The following is an 18,183-nucleotide window of genomic DNA, read 5'->3' on the forward strand; positions in this document are numbered from 1 at the left end:
ATCATTTTCCGATGCTTTCCCTAGAGAAATAGAGACTTTTTTAGTACAATGGAAGAAGTTTTAACCCTACATAAGAGAGCGGTGTTTTTATGAGTAAATCCAAACCACTAATTTACGGTGGTCAAGCGCTTATTGAAGGCGTCATGATGGGTGGCGGTAAGCATACCGTATCGGCCATCCGTCGTAATGATGGCTCGGTCGAATACTACTATGCTGAGCGTAAGCAACATCCAACCTTACAGAAGCTTAAAAAAATCCCCTTCGTGCGTGGTATCGTAGCGATTATCGAATCTGCTGCAAACGGCTCAAAGCATCTACAGTTTGCCAGTGATCGATATGACGTGGCGCCCGGTGAGGAAGAGGCGTTAATTAAGCAAGAAAAAGAACAAACAAGCAAAATTCAAATGTGGCTTGGTGTTGCGGCAATCGGTGTCTTATCTTTCTTATTTGGTAAGTTTGTTTTCACACTCGTGCCGGTGTTTATCGCTCAGGCTTTTCATAGCGTACTCCCTGGTCACACTGCACAAGTATTACTTGAAAGCTTCTTTAAACTAATTTTATTACTAAGCTATATTTACTTAGTATCGCTCACGCCGCTTATTAAACGAACCTTCCAGTATCATGGCTCTGAGCATAAAGTCATTAATTGTTTTGAAAACAATTTGCCATTAACCGTTGAAAACGTTCAAAAACAATCTCGCCTACATTATCGCTGCGGTTCAAGCTTTATTTTATTTACAGTATTTGTCGGCATGATAATTTACTTCTTCGTACCAACCGACCCGTTTTGGTTACGTATCGTCAATCGTATTTTATTAATTCCGGTTGTGCTCGGTGTATCATTTGAAGTGTTACAAGCAACCAATGCTTGCCGCAACATTCCTGTGCTACGTCTGCTCGGTTATCCCGGCCTATGGCTACAACTGCTTACAACAAAGGAACCGTCTGATGACCAAGTCGAAATCGCCATTGCGTCATTTGAAAAATTACGCGAAGTCGAAAAGAACCCTGCACTTATCAACACAATCCAGCATGATTAATTAAAAATGCACTTGTTTTTCAATAAAAAGAAGGAATCGCCGACGCGATTCCTTCTTTTTATGTCGTTTTCAATTAGTTCGTGCCACGCATTTTGCGAATTCCTAACGTTAAAAGATACCCGATAGCAAACGCAATAACATAATAAATAATATACGTATAGGTTTGTAATTGCAGCATGAAAATCATGATAAAAAAGGCTAATACCGAAATGATTAATGGATGCAACCACGGATAACCTCTTAGTGCACAAACAAAACCTTGATATAAAAAGACAACTGGATATAACAGATACAAACCAAATAAGATAAACTGTCCATTATCCTCTACCGTATCACCAAAGCCGCCAAGCAGTGCAATTGCAGACACAGCGAGCATCGTGAAGGCAGGTAAAAAGAAACAAGCTAATTTATTACCATTCATAGAACACTTCTCCTCCAACAAAAATCATACCACGAATAGGACATGAATTTATAATGTTTCCCACACTTTTTGAAAATCTTTATAGTGTGCTAATGAGGCATCTGAAGCCGCACAAGTCCCTCGAAACATAATCGTTTTCATGCCAACCTCTTTCGCTGGAATCAAATCAAGCGCTCGGTCCCCAATCGCCGCATCAAGCGTATATTTAGCATGTAAATATTCATAGGCCTCAGCATGTGGTTTACGCGGGAAACCTTGCTCTGGTGTCGTAATCTCCGCAAAATACTGCAATAAATTATGCTCTCTTAAAACCGCTTCAATAACCACCTTCTCTTTATGCGACATGATAACATTCACTTCTGCTTCTTTTAATACCTGTTCAACACCTTCAAATGGTTGAAAACGTTTCGGATCTAACGCTACATTTGTGCGACGATATAATGCTTCCTGCTCAGCACTTAAGCCTAAATACTGAAAGCCATACGTAAACGAAACTTGTAGCTCCTTTAAAATCTCGTCACGCTCAAATGTTTCCTTTAAATGAGGAAAGACCTCTAGCATTGTTTCTACATAGACGGGATACGTATCAAATAATGTCCCGTCAAAATCCCATAGTAATTTCATGCGCTCATCTCCTATAAAAAAAGCGACCACTCTTGGCCGCTTCCTATTATTTTTATTTTTTAAAGTTCCATTCATCGGCCTCATACTTCGTACGCGCTAAGTTCTCGACAAATGCCTGTTGCTCTGCGGTTAATGTATAAGGCTTTAATTCAATATCCAAAGCAGATTCAAAGCCTTCTTTAAAGGCAGGTATACATTCCTCTACCGTCACTGTACGTGCCGATAAATCATTAATTGATACGGCCTTATGCGGCAATTGCTCACGCATTTTTTGCTTCGCTTCTTCATCCTTAAAATTAAAGACCGAAATTAATTTTTCCTGATCCAAATCAATAAGAATCGCACCATGTTGTAAAATAACGCCCTCTTGACGTGTTTGTGCACTACCAGCAACTTTACGTCCCTCTACAACAAGTTCATACCAAGACGGCGCATCAAAGCAAACAGCGGATTTAGGCTTTTGAAGTGCCTGTTTTTCCTCTGCTGTTTCAGGCACTGAAAAATAAGCATCAAAACCTAAATTTTGAAAGCCTTTTAATAAGCCACCACTTAGTACACGATACGCTTCTGTTACGGTCTTTGGCATATCCGGATACGTTTCTGATACGATAATACTATACGTTAGTTCTTGATCATGAAGTACAGCACGACCACCCGTCGGACGACGTACAAAGCCTAGGCCTAATTTATGTAATTGTTCGAAATTAATATCGCGATGGGCACGTTGAAAATAACCGATTGATACAGTTGCCGGATTCCATTCATAAAATCGAATAATTGGCGGTAACTCCCCTTGACCATGCCAATGTAGTAACGCTTCATCAAGCGCCATATTGTAACTTGCACTACATGCTCCTGAATTGATAAAATACCACGGTGTTGTCATTTCCATTCCTCCCAAATTTATCAACTGCGTTCATTTTATCAAACTCAGTGGACGAACACCAACCATTCTTTTATAATGTACTATGTAGAAAGGGGTCATTACATTGCCTTGGTATTGGATTTTATTAATCGTTATTGTCGTTGTTGTTGCATCTGCACTAATTACGTCAATGCGCTCAAAAAGAGCAGTAACTATGCTTTCTGAAGAAGACTTCAAAGCAAATTACCGCAAAGCACAACTAATTGACGTTCGTGAAAAAGGCGAGTTCGATTCTAGCCACATTTTAGGAGCTCGTAACTTACCTACGACACAATTACGTAATCGTTACAAAGAATTACGTCAAGATCTTCCTGTATACTTATACTGTGAAAACGGTGGTCGTAGCTCACGTACAGCACTATTCTTAAAGAAAAAAGGCTACACACAATTATATGCACTAGAAGGCGGTTTCAAAAACTGGTCTGGTCGCGTTAAATCAACAAAAAAATAATATATGAAAGAGGCTGGGACAAAACACGTCATTTTCCTCTTTTAGCGTTCGCAACGAAAAACCGGAACCGCGCTATAGCGCGGCTCCGGTTTTTCTTATGCTCATATGAACGGTTGTTTTTATACGTATGTCCCAGCCGCTTTCTTTTGTTTGGCATCTATCATGATACTTTCACAAAAAACACCATCGAAAAATAACGAAAAGCTCAAGAAGCGTCTTTCAGATACGACATAATTAAAAATATGTGCCAATTAAAGACCATTGAATGACACATTTCAAGCATTTTAATAAAGATACTGCATAATCTGTCAACAAAAACAGTTATTTCACGACACAACGCAAAATAATGCTATTCTTTGATTCCAAAAAAAGTCAATTTCAACTTAAAATAACTTCTCTGACGGTACATTTTATTAAAAAAGAGCCTTTTTTACTGTATCAAAAAAGACTTCTTCTTCTTAAAAAACAATTTTTATTCAAAAAAACGACAATTAGCTACACGCTAGCATTTTTCGAGATGCCATTGTGTGGAAATGTCCGCTTTTCATAACAAAACGGACAAAAAACACCCGTCAGAGCCTCCATAAAGGCTCTATTTTTATACTACGTCAGACTATTTTTTTGTATTTATCGCCACAGCATTATTAATCATCTGCTGTTTTGTTAGAGTAAAGCAAATCATTGCTACACAACTATGTCTATTAACTTATCGATGACACTTATTAAAAAATATGTCGTATCCAAAACACGCTGTTTAGTGCAAATACAATTTGGTGACAAATGATTTGTTATGAATCATCATAGCAACAAGCGGTTATTGCCTCAACCTACTTTAGCCATAGCCATCTTTTTTCACAGACAGCTCTTCAATCATACGCTTTGCTACTCGCTCACCATTTTTAACCGCGGATGCTAATCCTGCTGTCGGATGCGTTTGTAGTCCTGTAAAATATAACCTTTTTAGTTGGCAATCTTTTAAAACAGGATTCAATAAATACTGCGCTGTTTTTTTTACTTGTCCACTTTGCCTATACTGATCAAACATCGTCATGAGCTCTCCTGGTGACCACACTTGTTTCGTTACTACATCATCCTCTAGCTTCAGACCAACTTCTTCTAATTTTTTATAAATGCGCTGTTTCATCGTTTCTACGAGCTGCTCATTTGCAGTGTATGGCATATTAGCGAAAATTAATAAGGCATCACCGCGCATAAAACGCTCCTGCTCACTAAAGGCTGGATTATATAAATAAACAGTCGGATCATCCGGTATTTCTCCTCGTTTTAACAACTCAAATTCACGTACACGATCTTTCGAATACACAATATGATGCTGATAAATTTGCTTATGCGTCCGGAGCGCAACGAGCATAACACAAGCAGCGATTCCAGTGGGTTTCATTGGATCTGGTAATAATACCTCAGCATCTGATATTAATTGAGGCTGTGCTTTAAAATCCTCGACACTCATCAACACCGCATCCGCTTCCAAGCTCAGTTCATCATTTAAGCACACACCCTCGACCTCATCAGCCTGCACATGAATTTTCGTCACTTCTTTACTAGTATAATAACGCACACCTTCTTCTTTTGCTATTTGCTGTAGCGCACGTACAAGACGCAAATTGCCACCTGCGACATAGTACACACCATTAATTAACTCATCATATGCATGGATAATAAATAGCGCAGGCGCATCATCTGGTGCAATCCCATTGTAAGAAGCATAGCGTGTAAAAGAGGAAATGACCTCTTCGTTTGTAAAATAACGTCTCACAAAATGATCTAATGTCTCAAAAGGCTTTAACGTTAAATAGGCGCTTCTTGCTGGGGGCATTAATAATTGTCTCCATGCAATAAGTGGCGGCAGTGCCATGATTTCCTCAAATGCTTGTTTCATTTTCATAATTTCCGCCAAAAACATATCGTAATTTCTAGCGCCTTCAGCATCTAATTTTTGCAATTGCTTGCGCATAAATGCACGATCACTTGATAAGAAAAAACTACTTGTTTGAGGGAAAATGTTTTGTGTATGATGACGAACTCGACGAATCTCTAGATAGTCTTTTATATTGCGTCCGGTTGATGTGATAAATGCCTCAATCACTTCTGGTGCTGTCACCATCGTTGGCCCAATTTCAAAATCATAGCCCTGTAGCTGAACCGCACGTAATTTACCGCCCATATGCTCTCTTTTTTCATAAATAGATACTTCTATTCCTTCACGTGCTAGCCGGATTGCTGCTGCAAGATTTCCTACACTCCCACCAATAACCGCCACTTTCATAACGTATCCCTCCTAATTACTTTCCGCATCCTCCTTCACTAACAACAATGTTGTCGTCGCAATGATTAAAATGGTCGCAATAATGCTCGTAAACCATAGTCCTGCTAAAGCGCAAATACTAATAATCAATGCCATCAAGCTATAAAATAACAATAATATTTTACGTGTACATTTCTTTGAATAAATAATCCCCATGCCGCGTTCAATTTGTAGTAACAGCAAATCAATGCCAAACGCTAACCCTAGCCAAACGAATGTTACAGGCCAAACATTCTCATATAATAAACCTGTCGTATTATTCATTAAAAATTGCTGTGAATCGTAGACGAGTGGAACGACTAATATATAAAATACAACCGCTACAAAGCTTGCAATAAGTGGTTGAATTGTACGAGAATTTGTAAACCCTAATGCATAGCTCACCGCAAATAGGAATAACCAAATGGATAATTTAGAAGTCACAGCCAGCATGCTCACTATCAGTGAATCACTGTGAAATGTTTGGATGAAAAAGGCTTCATGCAAAATCATTTGTGTCAGCTTTTCGGCAAGTAATACTAAACTAATAATCAGTACGATGACCGTTATCCCTATTTTTAGGCGAAACATTTCAATGAAATAACAGCAAGCGATAATCCCCATGAATGTTAATAGCACAAAGGGAATTAGTAAATCGTGTCCTACTGTCGTTACATCAAAAAGAAGAAGCAAGAAATCTACCACATAACCTGCAAGGATGAGATAGTACACAATAGCTATTATTTTCAATTTCTCACCTTCTCCCTTTCAATTCTTTACCCTTTTTCCACTAAAATTCCCTGCCAGTTTGTACATTTTTGTGAATCGTTACCTTTTCCTTATATTTATCTTCATCTTGCAATAAAAAAATGAGGTAGTCCAAATGACTACCTCACTTCATTAATAAATTATGCTTTTTCGTAGCGTAATACCGGCTTACGTGCAGCTAACGTTTCATCTAAACGTTTAATGACTGTCGTGTGCGGTGCTTCTTGTACGATTTCAGGATTTTCTTCTGCTTCTTTCGCAATTTGAATCATCGCGTCACAGAAAGCATCTAATGTTTCTTTTGCTTCTGTTTCCGTTGGTTCAATCATTAAACCTTCTTCAACATTAAGTGGGAAGTACGTAGTTGGCGGATGGTAGCCAAAATCTAACAGACGTTTTGCAATATCCAATGTACGGACACCTAATTTTTTCTGACGGCTACCAGATAATACGAATTCATGCTTACAATGGCGGTCATATGGCAACTCATAAAATGGTTGCAGACGACGCATCATGTAGTTTGCATTAATAACCGCATTTTCTGTGACAGCTTTTAGACCATCTGGACCCATTGTGCGAATATATGTGTACGCACGTACGTTGATACCAAAATTCCCATAGTAAGGTTTTACGCGACCAATTGTTTGTGGACGGTCGTAATCGAAGTGGAATGTACCCTCTTCTGTTTTCACTAATACTGGTTTTGGTAAGAATGGAATTAAGTCTGCTTTTACGCCAACCGGACCTGAACCAGGACCGCCACCGCCGTGAGGGCCTGTAAATGTTTTGTGTAAGTTTAAGTGAACACAGTCAAAGCCCATATCCCCAGGACGTGCTTTTGACATAACAGCGTTCAAGTTTGCGCCGTCATAATACACTTTACCCCCGACACTATGCACGATATCTGCGATTTCTAAAATATCTTCTTCAAATAAGCCAAGTGTATTAGGGTTTGTTAACATTAATGCTGCTGTATCGTCACCCACTTTTGAGCGAAGATCTTCTAAATCGACAAGACCATTTTCCGCTGTCGCAATCGTCACCGTATCAAAGCCTGCTACTGCTGCAGATGCTGGATTTGTACCATGCGCTGAGTCAGGAACTAATACTTTCGTGCGTTGTGTATCACCATTTGCTTCATGGAATGCACGAATCATCATAAGTGCTGTCCACTCACCATGCGCACCTGCTGCTGGCTGTAATGTTACTTCATCCATACCCGTGATTTCGATTAAATGTTCTTGTAGGTCATACATTAATTCTAATGCGCCTTGAACTGTTTCTTCATCTTGTAATGGGTGAATATTTGCAAATCCAGGCATACGCGCTGCTGTTTCATTCATCTTCGGATTGTATTTCATCGTACAAGAACCGAGTGGATAGAAGCCTGAGTCAACACCATGATTACGACGAGATAGTGCGGTGTAGTGACGCATAATATCAAGTTCTGCTAATTCTGGTAATTCTGCTGCTTCTTCACGAATGAATTGTGCAGGTAAAATGCTTGCTAAGTCTACTTCTGGAACATCTAAAACAGGTACGCTATGGCCTACGCGACCTTCGCGAGATAATTCAAATACAAGTGGTTGATTGTCTTTATGCATGGTGGGCCTCCATTTCTGCTACTTGAGCAGCTGTTGCTTGTACAAACGCATCGATTTCTTCTTTTGTGCGTTGTTCTGTCACACAAACTAATGTGTGATTTTGAAGTTTTTCATCAACGCGACCAAGGTCGAAGCCACCGATAAAGCCTTGTGCTAATAATAATTTATTTAATGCTGTGACATTTGTTTTCACATCAACAACGATTTCGTTAAAGTGTGCACCATCAAATGCGACAGTAAAGCCTGCTGCTTCAAATTGTTGTTTCGCATAATACGTTTTCACAATATTTTGTGATGCCATTTCACGAATTCCTTGCTTGCCAAGTGCTGTCATCGCAACAGAAGCTGCTAATGCATTGAGCGCTTGGTTTGAACAAATATTAGATGTCGCTTTTTCACGACGAATATGTTGTTCACGTGCTTGTAATGTTAACACGTAACCGCGACGACCTTCTTCATCTAATGTTTCCCCAACAAGACGGCCTGGCACTTTACGCATTAATTTTTTCGTTGTTGCAAAGTAACCACAGTGCGGTCCGCCAAAGCTTTCTGGAATACCGAATGGCTGTGCGTCACCTACTGTAATATCTGCACCCATTTTACCTGGGGGAGTGATCGATGCAAGTGCTAATGGATTGGAAGAGACGATTGATAAACCTTTCACCGCATGCACAAGCTCTGAAACTTTTGTCACATCTTCTAATTGACCGTAGAAGTTTGGATATTGCACCATAACAGCTGCTGTATTATCATCGATTTGCGCTTCAAGTTCAGCTAAATCGGTTACACCATTTGTTGCTTTTACTTCCACAACTTCGATTGATTGACCGTATGCATATGTTTTCACAACATCTTTTGCGATTGGATGAACAGCTTCTGATACTAAAATTTTCGACTTACGTGTAGAGCCCGCTGCAAGCATACCTGCTTCTGCTAATGCTGTACCGCCATCGTACATTGATGAGTTTGCTAAATCCATACCTGTTAATTCCGCAATCATCGTTTGGAATTCAAAGATAGCTTGTAATTCCCCTTGAGAAATTTCTGGTTGGTATGGTGTGTAAGCTGTATAAAATTCTGAGCGTGAAATAACGTGGTCTACGACAACTGGTTTGTAGTGATCATAAACGCCTGCTCCTAAAAATGATGCGTATTCGTCGGTGTTGGCATTTTTCTTTGCTAAGCCTGCAAGTTCTTTAAGCAATGCTGATTCTGTTTTCGCTGGTTTAATATTGTATTCCCCTTGGAAACGTACACGTTCAGGGATGTCTGCAAATAATTCATCAACGGAAGAAACGCCGATCGTCTCTAACATTTCTTTTTGGTCTTGCTCAGTCATTGGTAAGTACCGATGCTTCATTGGAAAAAACCTCTCTTTTAGTAAAATTTATTTTTGACGCTTATAAAATGGTGTTGCGACCGTTTTCACTTTCAAACGACGGTTACGAATCTCTACTTCTAGCTCTTTATCAAGCTCCGCATATTCCGCTTTAATAAGCGCTAAGCCGACATTACGTTTTGTGCTTGGTAATTGTGTTCCAGTTGTTACTTCACCGATTTCTTCATCGCCTAAAAATACTTTATAGCCATGTCGAGGTACACCTTTATCAATCATTTCAATACCGATTGATTTACGTGGTACACCTTGCTCTTTTTGTGCTAGCAACGCTTGTTTACCATTAAAATCGTCTTCTTTGTTTAATTTCACAACGAAATTGATGCCCGCTTCTAATGGTGAAATGTCTTTTGCTAACTCTTGTCCATAAAGTGGTAAGCACGCTTCAAAGCGCAATGTATCACGAGAGCCTAAGCCACATGGTACAACCGCATCTGTCGCTAAAATTTTGTCCCATAATGCTACAACTGTTTCTGGTGAACCATAAATTTCAAAGCCATCTTCCCCAGTGTAGCCTGTACGTGAAATTAAGGTATTATGGCCTGCAATATCAACATTTTGTGCTAAACGGAATGGTTTAACATCTGTTAATGTGAAGTCTGTTAATGTTTGTAATGCCGCAATCGCTTTTGGTCCTTGAATCGCCAATTGTCCAAAATTTTCTGAATCATTCGTGATTGTAATGTCACCAAATGCTTGTTCTTTCATCCAAGCAACATCTTTTTCAATATTCGCTGCGTTTACGACTAATAAGTATTTTTCTTCACCTAATCGGTAAATAAGTAAGTCATCAACTACCCCACCGTCTGTATAACACATTGTTGTATATTGTGTTTGATCGATAGCAACTTTTGATACATCATTTGTTACGAGCTTTTGTAAATAAGCTAAGCTGCCAGGACCTTCAACGAATACTTCTCCCATATGTGAAACATCGAAAAGACCAGCTGCTTCACGAACTGCTGCATGCTCCTCTTTAATTGAACTAAATTGAACTGGTAATTCCCAACCACCAAAATCGATTGTTTTGCCGCCGAACTTAGCGTACGAATCGAATAATGGGGTACGTTTTAATGTTGACACATTAACCCCTCCTTGTTTTCAAAAAAAAACAGAGAAATCCCTTATAATTAAAGGATTTCTCTGTCCATGCACCTGAAAGTTTAACCAGAAAACTGGCTGTCATCGTGGGTGGCTACCCGAAGTAGCGCTCTCCAGAGTTGCGTCCAATACGAGTCTTTTTGCCTGAGAGATTCATAGTTTCCCATTTGCTCCTTCGGCGACACAGTCAAGTGTTCTCTCCCCATATCTTCATCCGCTTCCATTATGATCATGTAGTATTACAGGATTTCTTGTCTATATCCTAACATTCACAATTCATTCTTGCAATATAATTCGTTAAATATTTTAAATACGAACAATTTAAATATTTTAAACTTAATCATTCGCCTTTTAAACGATTTACTTGGAAGCCACAATACTCAACAATTTGTCTCAACGAACGATTTTCCGTTCGTACTGAGATGTGCGTGCACTGCTTATAATATTTTCTGCGCTCGTGGTACAAATCTTCTAATTCTTGTTTCGTTGATCGTTGAACAATTGGACGATTTTTATCCTTGTGGATACGTTTCCAAATGTCTGGGAAAGTAGCATCTAAAAATAATACTAAGCCTGTTTCTCGCATGATTTTACGGTTTTTTGGGTTCATCGCAACGCCACCACCTGTGGCAATGATACAAAATTCATCACGAAAATCCATTAAAAATTCTGTTTCAATTTTTCGAAAAGCTTCTTCTCCCTTTTGTTCAAAGATTTCCGGTATAGTCATCTTTTCTCTACGAACAATTTCTGTATCCATGTCGTAGTAAGGTAACTTTAAAAAATAACTAAGTCTTCTGCCAATGGCACTTTTTCCAGAGCCCATAAAACCGACCAAATAAATTTTACGCACATTTTCACCTTCTTAATGACGACAAACAACACTGTTGCTACTCAACACTATTTTTATTTATAGTAGCATGAACATCTCCGGATTCCAACGATATTCTCTAATATATCATGAAAAAGAAGGGAATTTTTTACGGTTTATTTTGCAAATCTGTAACTGTTACAACCTCTTCATTCCTTTGCTGCATAATAAACATCCGTTTTTCAATGCGCTGCTGTTCCAAATAACGATAGTTTTCAATCGTATTTAAATACGTTGTATATGATAAAACCATTACGGTGACATAGAGCGTTGTCATCATCAAAAAGAAAAAACTAATTAGAAATAACGACCCCTGCTCATTAGCTAGTATTCGGTAAAATGATGGTTGCCTCTCTATTCTGTTGGGCACGCAAAAATTGAATTTGTACATACAATTTATCCTCTTCTACTTTAAAATTTATCGTCTTTACATTCGTCAACAGCACAACATGACCTCCCGCTTTTTCAAATGTTGAATACACAATATGGTCACGGAATATAATACGATTTTCCTCCCCTTTATTTTGATGGAAATAAACGATATTCTGTGCATCATTGTCAACTTGAACCGTCGTGCTCTCTTCTATATTTTTTGACAGAATGGTCACAAATCGTTCCCATAACATATTTTCGGGAATAATATATGATTGTAATTTTGCAATGAAAGGTGAAAATACGAGTATCATATTTAAACACAACATTAAAATGAACAACTGCAATAGCGCATCTAATAACGTATAGCCTCTGTCACCTAGAAATTTCGAAGCAAATATCCTTTTGCTGCTGAAACACCCCATATTCTACGCACATCCTTTTTTCATTGCCATGCCAAAAGTAGCTTTCTCCATTATAGGTGACTTTATTACTCATCAACGTCGGCTGTTTTTTCTGCTCAAGTAATGCATTGTAAGCAATTCGATGTGCATGATAATTACGTTCAACTATATGGACCTGTTGCATCATCGTAATAAAAAGGGGAAACAGCGTCCCAAAAACAAGTAAACAAACGGCTAAGCTAAATAACGCTTCAATAACTGAAGTTCCTCGCTCCTGCTTTAGTATCGTTCTAATTTTGGTACCCCCTCCCCGATATATAAGATGATTCTGTATTTTTTCTGATCAGTTTGAAAGTGAATTTGTTTTGATTCACTCGCGGCTCCGCTATTATTAAAAGTAAGTTTATTCATGCCACTTGAGATTAATTTCATTTGTTTTGGTAACGCCATTTCTTTCATAACAATATTACCGTTATAAACTTCATAATAAAGTTGATTATTTTTTGTCATAAATAAAATCGAACTTTTTACATTTGTCCGTTCCGCAAGGCTTTGTACATATTGAATATCTTTCAAGATTTGTTCCATATATAAATCAGACTCGTGAATCGTCCATTGGCGATAGCCAAATTGTGTCGTCACAAGTAAAATCATTAAAATAATGGTTAGTACGAGAAGCATTTCAATGAATGTAAAACCTTTGCTACTTCGCAACACCTACCACCCCATCAATAAAGGTGATTTGTTTTCCCTTACAACTTCGTTCATCCGACCCTTTTGTCAAGTAACCCTTCGTTTCTAACTCGCCAATTGACGCTGGATACACACCTTCATCAATCCGATAAGCCTCCACCTGTCCTTGTGCCATTTTAAGATATGCATTACACCCTTTTTCATCTACTGTAGCGAAATGCTTTGTGACATTTGGAATCGCAATCAAAATAAGCACTGTAATAATAAACAACACAATCAACATTTCAATTAATGTAAAACCTTTTTCATTTTTCAATATCTTTATTCCTCCTTATACAAAATCAATCATTTGATACATCGGTAATAAAATGGCTAAATAGGCACCTAAAATACAAACCGCAATTAGGCAAAAAAACAACGGCTGTACAATGCCAAGCAACCGATTAACGAGCTGCTGTTGTTTTGTTGCAATCAATTCCCCGTACATAATAAGTTCACGACCTAAATTCCCGCCTCTCTCTCCGTGCATAATACAACTAGTAAAATCGCGCTGAAAATACGGTACTTCTTTTACTGCTTCTGACAATAATTGTCCTCGTAAAATAAACGTATACAAATGCGTAGCCAAATAACGAATATATGGCTGATAGGTTTGTTGCTTTAAAATGGTCAACGCATCTTGTAGCGACAAGCCACTCGTCAGTAATGTGCCAATTTCTTCTGCTAGTTGCTTTGTAAACATTAATTGAAAAAATAGCCTTAGTGGATAAATACGATAAATAAACGAAAGTTGTGCTGCTACATCACGTCTTGAGCCGATTATGACCGCTCCTGCAATCGCTACAGCCACCATGCTAAATAGCACAATAAAAACATCTGGTAAATGTAATAAAAGCCTTGATACGGTCAATTCAATCCATGTTTTATGACTAGTCGTCGTAGAAAACATGGTCGACATTTGTGGTAAAAAAAACTGGCGAAAGCCAATGAGAAGAAAAACGAGAAGAAAAAAAAGGGTGAATGGATAGGTTAATAATTTAAGCATCATCTGGTTATTTTTTGTTTGGCGGTCCATCTGTGCTGCAACATGCTCTAATGCACGATGAAATTCACCACGCTGTTCTGCTAATTGCAGTGTTAATAAATAGCGCGAGGATACACCAAAGTAAAAAAAGACCGTCGTCATCGGATGCCCTTCTTTTAATAAATTCTTTATATGTGCCAAAGATATTTCTTCATTTGTCATATGATGGGGCGCTAGCATATGCAGTGAATCATAAAAGGTATAGCCTTCTGATAGTAATTTAGCGAGTTTCCCTAAAAAGGCATTTGGTTGCTTCAGGCGTTTTTTACTGCGTTGTCTAGTACGCCACTCACTGTAAATTAGTGGTGCAGAGAATTCGACCATCTCGTATACCCCTTTCATATTGTCCTTGTAATGTTTCGTCATAAGGTAGCTGAAATGAATGACCCGTATCCGCTAACACTTCGTGAATTTTTTGTTCATCTAAAATTTCAAATAAAGCACGAACATTTTGCTGTTGCTCATCTTTTATTGGCACAAGCCGCTGCGCAATAATCGCTACCAAGGTTTGACGTAAATCCTCTTTTGAAATACCTAAATCGAGTAAACGATAAATACAGCCTACTGAATCTTTTGCATGTATCGTACTAAAAACGAGATGCCCTGTCAGAGCCGCCTCTATCGCTATTTTAGCTGTTACTTTATCTCGAATTTCACCAATCATCATCACATCAGGAGAATGTCGTAAAATTGCTTTTAAGCCGACCTCATATGTAACGCCAGCACGTTCATTCACTTGCACTTGTAGTAAATGGGCTTGTGGATGCTCTACAGGATCCTCTAGTGAAATCACCTGTTTTTGCTCTGCTACGGCACATTGCTGTACGAGAGAATACAGCGTCGTTGATTTTCCAGAGCCTGTCGGACCGGTCATAAATACCAAACCTTGTCTTCTTTTAGGTAATTCATATAATGTGGCAATACTTTGCTCGAACACGCCTAGCTCATCAAGTAATTTTGCCTCGTGATGATACATCATACGTAAAATTAAACTTTCATGTGAAAAAGCAGAAGGTAATGTAGAAACGCGACATGCGAAGCGCTCCTGCTCTAAATCCATTTGAAAGGCCCCGCTTTGTGGCTTTCGTTGATCGCCAATATCTAACGCAGCTTCAAACTTAAAGAATGAAATAAAGCGCGTCGCTAGTGGAATCGTCATCTCATTCATATGGAAAAGTTGATGAAATTTCCGAAAATAAACGTCATATCGTTCTCTATTCGGCAAAAAGAGAACATCACTCGCCTGAAATAACATGGCTTGCTGCAATAACTGCTTGGCTTGTTGTTCAATTTGCTGTTCGATGATGCTCAACCTCCTCAATTATTATTATAATGAGTATACGAACTTCCGTTTTTTAAAAAAAGTGCTTGTCCAATCTTTAAAAAACAGACTTTTTTAGTACATACTATTTTAAAAACAAGGAGGTTTTTCATGCCATTTTTTAAAAACCCTAGGATTTTTGAGACGTTTTAGAAATTACTATGCTTATTTAGGTCGTTTGTTCTATAATGAAAGTAATAATGATGGAGGTGCATTCAAATGATCGATCCTTTAAAAATTACTAGCACACTCGCAGATGAAACGAGATACTCAATTTACCAGCATATTATTAAACAAAAAGAAGCGTTCTCTGTTCAAGAAATTGCCGATGTTTTCCATATACATCCCAATGTTGCGCGGTTACATTTAAGAAAATTAACAGATATTGGTGTTTTAAATGCGGAATTTGAAAAAACAGGGAAAGGTGGTCGTCCTGGCCGTCTTTATAAAGCAACAGACGAAGGTGTAGCATTATCCTTCCCATATCGCGATGACCGTCAATTAATGGACTGGCTGCTTGATATTCTAAGTGCATGTGGCCCTGATGCAATCGAAGTAGGGAAAAAAATCTGCTACCGTAAAGGGATGGAATCGATTCAGGAAACACTTCAAAATCGCCGTCTCTCTATGACCAATTTAAAGCTTGAACAAAAAGTTGATTTAATTACAGAAACTGCTTCTCTTGTTGGCTATATTCCAATTATTCGTGATACGGCCGACGGAAAAACAATGAAATTCACCGTTTATAACTGTCCTTTCCATAATGGCATCGCCAAACATAGTAATTTTATTTGCGACTTACATGAAGCCTTTTTAAAAGGCCAATTTGAAGCTTTATTTGATGTCACAGAATTTACACAAGTAGAAAGTATGGTTCATGACTGCAAATTCTGCTCGTATCATGTCGGTATTTAAGGTATTAGCCTCGTTGAAAAATTTCAGCGGGGCTTTTTTATTTATAACGCGCATTAAAATCTATTATTTTTTGAGGTTTTCCAATTAACACTATTGACATAGTGTTAACGTCATCTTATAATAATTCTCGTAGCTTAACTTTATCCCTCCCATTTTATATGGTGAGAAAACATCCCCTAGATGAAGATATTTGCACATATCTTCCAAGTTGAAGAGGCATCCATCGCCTCTTTTTTTTATGCCGTTTTTTGCAAACAAAAAAGGAGAGCATTCACCCTCCTTCACTAACTATTAAAAACCATTTAAAAATGGATTACTTTCCATTTCTTCAAATACAGTCGTTGCTTCACCATGCCCTGGATAAATTATCATATCCTCATCAAGTGATAATAATTTTTCATCAATGGATTGCACCAAAACCTTCATATTACCATCAAGTAAATCCGTACGACCAATACTTCCTTTGAATAGTGTATCTCCTACAATTGCAAAGCCCTGGTCCTCAAAGACAAACGATACACTTCCTGGAGAATGGCCTGGTGTATGGCGTACATCAAATGTGAAGGAGCCAATCGTCATATTCCCCTCTTTTGAAAAGAATTCATCCGCATCATGCGCCGTAACATCCGGAATTTCACGATATTTCCCTGAGCCATTTAACGAAGGGCTCCCTAACCATTTTGCTTCGTTTTTATGCACATACACTGGAATCGTAAATGCTGTGCGTATATCATCTACAGCGCCAATATGATCAAAATGGGCATGTGTTAATAAAATAGCGACTGGCTTTAAATTTGCTTTGCGCAATTCTTTTATTAATTGCTCCCCTTGATCACCTGGATCAATAATTAATGTTTCCTTATTTGCATTTGAAATAAAGTAACAGTTCTCCTGTACTAATCCTACAACATAGCGTCGAATATTATACATTTCTCTCACCTCTTGCCCATTATAACGGCAGACTCACACAACTGTCACTTTATGCCATATAAAAAAACTGTTCAATCAACAAATCGCCCACATGTTTATTATAAACATCGTCGCGACTCATCGATTCAAACAGTTTATTGTCGGTAACCTTCTTTTTCTAAGCGCAGTTCCTCTGCCCGTAAAATATGGCGTGCCTTTTGATATTCTCGAACATCTAAAATGCCCGCTTCGTATAATTCCTTAATATCTGCTTCCATCATACGCAGGTCGCCAATACGGTTTTTCGTATAGACAAATGTGCCAAATCGTTTTAAATATTGTCGGATGTCTTGCATATTTTCAATTTGATCAATGTCGATGACGCGTTTAGCCATGTGTTTCTTCCTTTCGTACTTGCTTACAATGAATCCATTCAAGCTCTGTCAAAATACTATCTATAGGATAATCATACGTATCTTTTGGTACTTTTGCAACCATCTGAGCCGCAAAGCAAAATGCCACCGTTTCTCCTTTGTACTGTGGCAAATAGCGGTCGTAATAACCGCCTCCATAACCAATGCGGTAGCCTGCTTTATCAAAAACAACCCCTGGTACAACAAGTACATCGATGTCCTGCGGTGTGACATATTGCGTACGCGCTGGAACAGGCTCTAAGAGCGCCATATAGACCGTTTCTAACTCCTCAAAATCGTTAAAAATATAAAAGTCCATTTCATGCGTTTCTGGCTTACAGCGTGGCACAGCGACTTTTTTCCCCATTGACCATAACGTTTGAATAAGCGTACGTGTTTCAACTTCTGGAAATGCTGATACCGTTAAGCCAATAATTGCTGCTCGCTGCACTGCCTCGCTTTCTAAAAAACGCTGTTGAATTTGTTGTGACCATGCTTCATATGTAGCAGCATCAAGTTGTTTTAAAAACTGTTGTGTTTGTTTGCGCAAATCTTTCTTCTCCATT

The 18,183-nt window shown here is 38.5% G+C and carries 21 protein-coding genes and 2 riboswitches; of the genes, 3 read left to right on the forward strand and 18 right to left on the reverse strand.

Features of this window, described 5'->3' with window-relative positions; translation table 11 throughout:
* Positions 1 to 89 precede the first annotated feature (89 nt).
* Positions 90 to 1,040 carry a DUF1385 domain-containing protein gene (locus tag QI30_RS07235; RefSeq protein ID WP_126990262.1) on the forward strand — a complete coding sequence of 317 codons (951 nt, stop codon included), beginning with the start codon at positions 90 to 92 and terminating at the stop codon, positions 1,038 to 1,040.
* Positions 1,041 to 1,113: 73 nt separating this feature from the next.
* On the opposite strand, the gene QI30_RS07240 is transcribed toward QI30_RS07235, so the two are convergent.
* Genes QI30_RS07240 through QI30_RS07250 form a run of 3 tightly spaced genes read right to left on the reverse strand, consistent with a single transcriptional unit; the run spans position 1,114 to position 2,971 of the window.
* The gene (locus tag QI30_RS07240) at positions 1,114 to 1,461 is read right to left on the reverse strand and encodes a hypothetical protein (protein WP_126990263.1); all 348 of its coding nucleotides are present in this window, start codon (positions 1,459 to 1,461) and stop codon (positions 1,114 to 1,116) included.
* 48 nt (positions 1,462 to 1,509) lie between these two features.
* Positions 1,510 to 2,085, reverse strand: coding sequence for an HAD hydrolase-like protein (locus tag QI30_RS07245; RefSeq protein ID WP_126990264.1), 576 nt, complete (start codon positions 2,083 to 2,085; stop codon positions 1,510 to 1,512).
* A 52-nt stretch (positions 2,086 to 2,137) separates the two neighbouring features.
* Positions 2,138 to 2,971 (reverse strand): lipoate--protein ligase family protein, encoded by an 834-nt coding sequence (locus QI30_RS07250; protein ID WP_126990265.1) that lies wholly within the window; start codon positions 2,969 to 2,971, stop codon positions 2,138 to 2,140.
* 103 nt (positions 2,972 to 3,074) lie between these two features.
* Between QI30_RS07250 and QI30_RS07255 the strand changes: the two genes are divergently transcribed.
* Entirely contained in the window at positions 3,075 to 3,461 is a 387-nt protein-coding gene (locus QI30_RS07255; RefSeq protein WP_126990266.1) for a rhodanese-like domain-containing protein, read from the forward strand.
* 832 nt (positions 3,462 to 4,293) lie between these two features.
* Here QI30_RS07255 and QI30_RS07260 read toward each other — a convergent pair.
* The 12 genes from QI30_RS07260 to comGA all read right to left on the reverse strand — a co-directional run bounded on the left by QI30_RS07260 (position 4,294) and on the right by comGA (position 15,371).
* Entirely contained in the window at positions 4,294 to 5,748 is a 1,455-nt protein-coding gene (locus QI30_RS07260; RefSeq protein ID WP_126990267.1) for a phytoene desaturase family protein, read from the reverse strand.
* Positions 5,749 to 5,760: 12 nt separating this feature from the next.
* On the reverse strand, positions 5,761 to 6,516 hold the full coding sequence (locus QI30_RS07265) for a hypothetical protein (protein ID WP_126990268.1): 756 nt from the start codon (positions 6,514 to 6,516) through the stop codon (positions 5,761 to 5,763).
* 158 nt (positions 6,517 to 6,674) lie between these two features.
* Entirely contained in the window at positions 6,675 to 8,138 is a 1,464-nt protein-coding gene (gene gcvPB / locus QI30_RS07270) for an aminomethyl-transferring glycine dehydrogenase subunit GcvPB (RefSeq protein ID WP_126990269.1), read from the reverse strand.
* Complete coding sequence (gene gcvPA / locus QI30_RS07275; RefSeq protein ID WP_126990270.1) at positions 8,131 to 9,498, reverse strand: aminomethyl-transferring glycine dehydrogenase subunit GcvPA; 1,368 nt, start codon at positions 9,496 to 9,498, stop codon at positions 8,131 to 8,133. Before gcvPA ends, gcvPB begins: the two co-directional genes overlap by 8 nt.
* Positions 9,499 to 9,525: 27 nt before the next feature.
* On the reverse strand, positions 9,526 to 10,617 hold the full coding sequence (gene gcvT, locus QI30_RS07280) for a glycine cleavage system aminomethyltransferase GcvT (RefSeq protein ID WP_126990271.1): 1,092 nt from the start codon (positions 10,615 to 10,617) through the stop codon (positions 9,526 to 9,528).
* 58 nt (positions 10,618 to 10,675) lie between these two features.
* A riboswitch (glycine riboswitch) is annotated at positions 10,676 to 10,754 on the reverse strand.
* 3 nt (positions 10,755 to 10,757) lie between these two features.
* A riboswitch (glycine riboswitch) is annotated at positions 10,758 to 10,849 on the reverse strand.
* Positions 10,850 to 10,975: 126 nt separating this feature from the next.
* Positions 10,976 to 11,488 (reverse strand): shikimate kinase, encoded by a 513-nt coding sequence (locus QI30_RS07285; RefSeq protein WP_126990272.1) that lies wholly within the window; start codon positions 11,486 to 11,488, stop codon positions 10,976 to 10,978.
* Positions 11,489 to 11,615: 127 nt separating this feature from the next.
* Complete coding sequence (locus QI30_RS20370; protein WP_158620983.1) at positions 11,616 to 11,789, reverse strand: hypothetical protein; 174 nt, start codon at positions 11,787 to 11,789, stop codon at positions 11,616 to 11,618.
* A 37-nt stretch (positions 11,790 to 11,826) separates the two neighbouring features.
* On the reverse strand, positions 11,827 to 12,114 hold the full coding sequence (locus QI30_RS20375) for a competence type IV pilus minor pilin ComGF (RefSeq protein ID WP_158620984.1): 288 nt from the start codon (positions 12,112 to 12,114) through the stop codon (positions 11,827 to 11,829).
* 447 nt (positions 12,115 to 12,561) lie between these two features.
* A complete protein-coding gene (gene comGD, locus QI30_RS07295) occupies positions 12,562 to 12,996 on the reverse strand; it encodes a competence type IV pilus minor pilin ComGD (protein ID WP_158620985.1) in 435 nt (144 codons plus the stop codon).
* Complete coding sequence (comGC, locus tag QI30_RS07300) at positions 12,986 to 13,291, reverse strand: competence type IV pilus major pilin ComGC (RefSeq protein WP_126990275.1); 306 nt, start codon at positions 13,289 to 13,291, stop codon at positions 12,986 to 12,988. The genes comGD and comGC overlap by 11 nt, the downstream gene beginning before the upstream one ends.
* Positions 13,292 to 13,306: 15 nt before the next feature.
* On the reverse strand, positions 13,307 to 14,383 hold the full coding sequence (gene comGB, locus QI30_RS07305; RefSeq protein ID WP_126990276.1) for a competence type IV pilus assembly protein ComGB: 1,077 nt from the start codon (positions 14,381 to 14,383) through the stop codon (positions 13,307 to 13,309).
* A complete protein-coding gene (comGA, locus tag QI30_RS07310; protein WP_370323597.1) occupies positions 14,349 to 15,371 on the reverse strand; it encodes a competence type IV pilus ATPase ComGA in 1,023 nt (340 codons plus the stop codon). The genes comGB and comGA overlap by 35 nt, the downstream gene beginning before the upstream one ends.
* A 228-nt stretch (positions 15,372 to 15,599) precedes the next feature.
* Between comGA and QI30_RS07315 the strand changes: the two genes are divergently transcribed.
* Entirely contained in the window at positions 15,600 to 16,295 is a 696-nt protein-coding gene (locus tag QI30_RS07315) for a helix-turn-helix transcriptional regulator (RefSeq protein WP_126990277.1), read from the forward strand.
* A gap of 291 nt (positions 16,296 to 16,586) precedes the next feature.
* Here QI30_RS07315 and QI30_RS07320 read toward each other — a convergent pair whose 3' ends face one another.
* From QI30_RS07320 to QI30_RS07330, 3 genes are all read right to left on the reverse strand, one after another.
* Complete coding sequence (locus QI30_RS07320; protein ID WP_126990278.1) at positions 16,587 to 17,225, reverse strand: MBL fold metallo-hydrolase; 639 nt, start codon at positions 17,223 to 17,225, stop codon at positions 16,587 to 16,589.
* A 134-nt stretch (positions 17,226 to 17,359) separates the two neighbouring features.
* Positions 17,360 to 17,599 carry a YqgQ family protein gene (locus QI30_RS07325; protein WP_126990279.1) on the reverse strand — a complete coding sequence of 80 codons (240 nt, stop codon included), beginning with the start codon at positions 17,597 to 17,599 and terminating at the stop codon, positions 17,360 to 17,362.
* The gene (locus QI30_RS07330) at positions 17,592 to 18,182 is read right to left on the reverse strand and encodes a 5-formyltetrahydrofolate cyclo-ligase (protein WP_126990280.1); all 591 of its coding nucleotides are present in this window, start codon (positions 18,180 to 18,182) and stop codon (positions 17,592 to 17,594) included. Before QI30_RS07330 ends, QI30_RS07325 begins: the two co-directional genes overlap by 8 nt.
* Position 18,183 lies beyond the last annotated feature (1 nt).

Source organism: Candidatus Kurthia intestinigallinarum, assembly GCF_003991225.1.
GTDB classification, from domain to species: Bacteria; Bacillota; Bacilli; order Bacillales_A; family Planococcaceae; genus Kurthia; species Kurthia populi.

What these genes read in the sequence shown, in the direction of transcription:
- QI30_RS07320 (WP_126990278.1), bottom strand. Translation starts at nt 17,225, where the DNA reads ATGTATAATATTCGACGCTATGTTGTAGGATTAGTACAGGAGAACTGT.
- QI30_RS07315 (WP_126990277.1), top strand. Translation starts at nt 15,600, where the DNA reads ATGATCGATCCTTTAAAAATTACTAGCACACTCGCAGATGAAACGAGA.
- gcvPA (WP_126990270.1), bottom strand. Translation starts at nt 9,498, where the DNA reads ATGAAGCATCGGTACTTACCAATGACTGAGCAAGACCAAAAAGAAATG.
- QI30_RS07325 (WP_126990279.1), bottom strand. Translation starts at nt 17,599, where the DNA reads ATGGCTAAACGCGTCATCGACATTGATCAAATTGAAAATATGCAAGAC.
- comGB (WP_126990276.1), bottom strand. Translation starts at nt 14,383, where the DNA reads ATGGTCGAATTCTCTGCACCACTAATTTACAGTGAGTGGCGTACTAGA.
- QI30_RS07240 (WP_126990263.1), bottom strand. Translation starts at nt 1,461, where the DNA reads ATGAATGGTAATAAATTAGCTTGTTTCTTTTTACCTGCCTTCACGATG.
- QI30_RS07235 (WP_126990262.1), top strand. Translation starts at nt 90, where the DNA reads ATGAGTAAATCCAAACCACTAATTTACGGTGGTCAAGCGCTTATTGAA.
- QI30_RS07260 (WP_126990267.1), bottom strand. Translation starts at nt 5,748, where the DNA reads ATGAAAGTGGCGGTTATTGGTGGGAGTGTAGGAAATCTTGCAGCAGCA.
- QI30_RS07245 (WP_126990264.1), bottom strand. Translation starts at nt 2,085, where the DNA reads ATGAAATTACTATGGGATTTTGACGGGACATTATTTGATACGTATCCC.
- QI30_RS07250 (WP_126990265.1), bottom strand. Translation starts at nt 2,971, where the DNA reads ATGACAACACCGTGGTATTTTATCAATTCAGGAGCATGTAGTGCAAGT.
- gcvPB (WP_126990269.1), bottom strand. Translation starts at nt 8,138, where the DNA reads ATGCATAAAGACAATCAACCACTTGTATTTGAATTATCTCGCGAAGGT.
- QI30_RS07330 (WP_126990280.1), bottom strand. Translation starts at nt 18,182, where the DNA reads ATGGAGAAGAAAGATTTGCGCAAACAAACACAACAGTTTTTAAAACAA.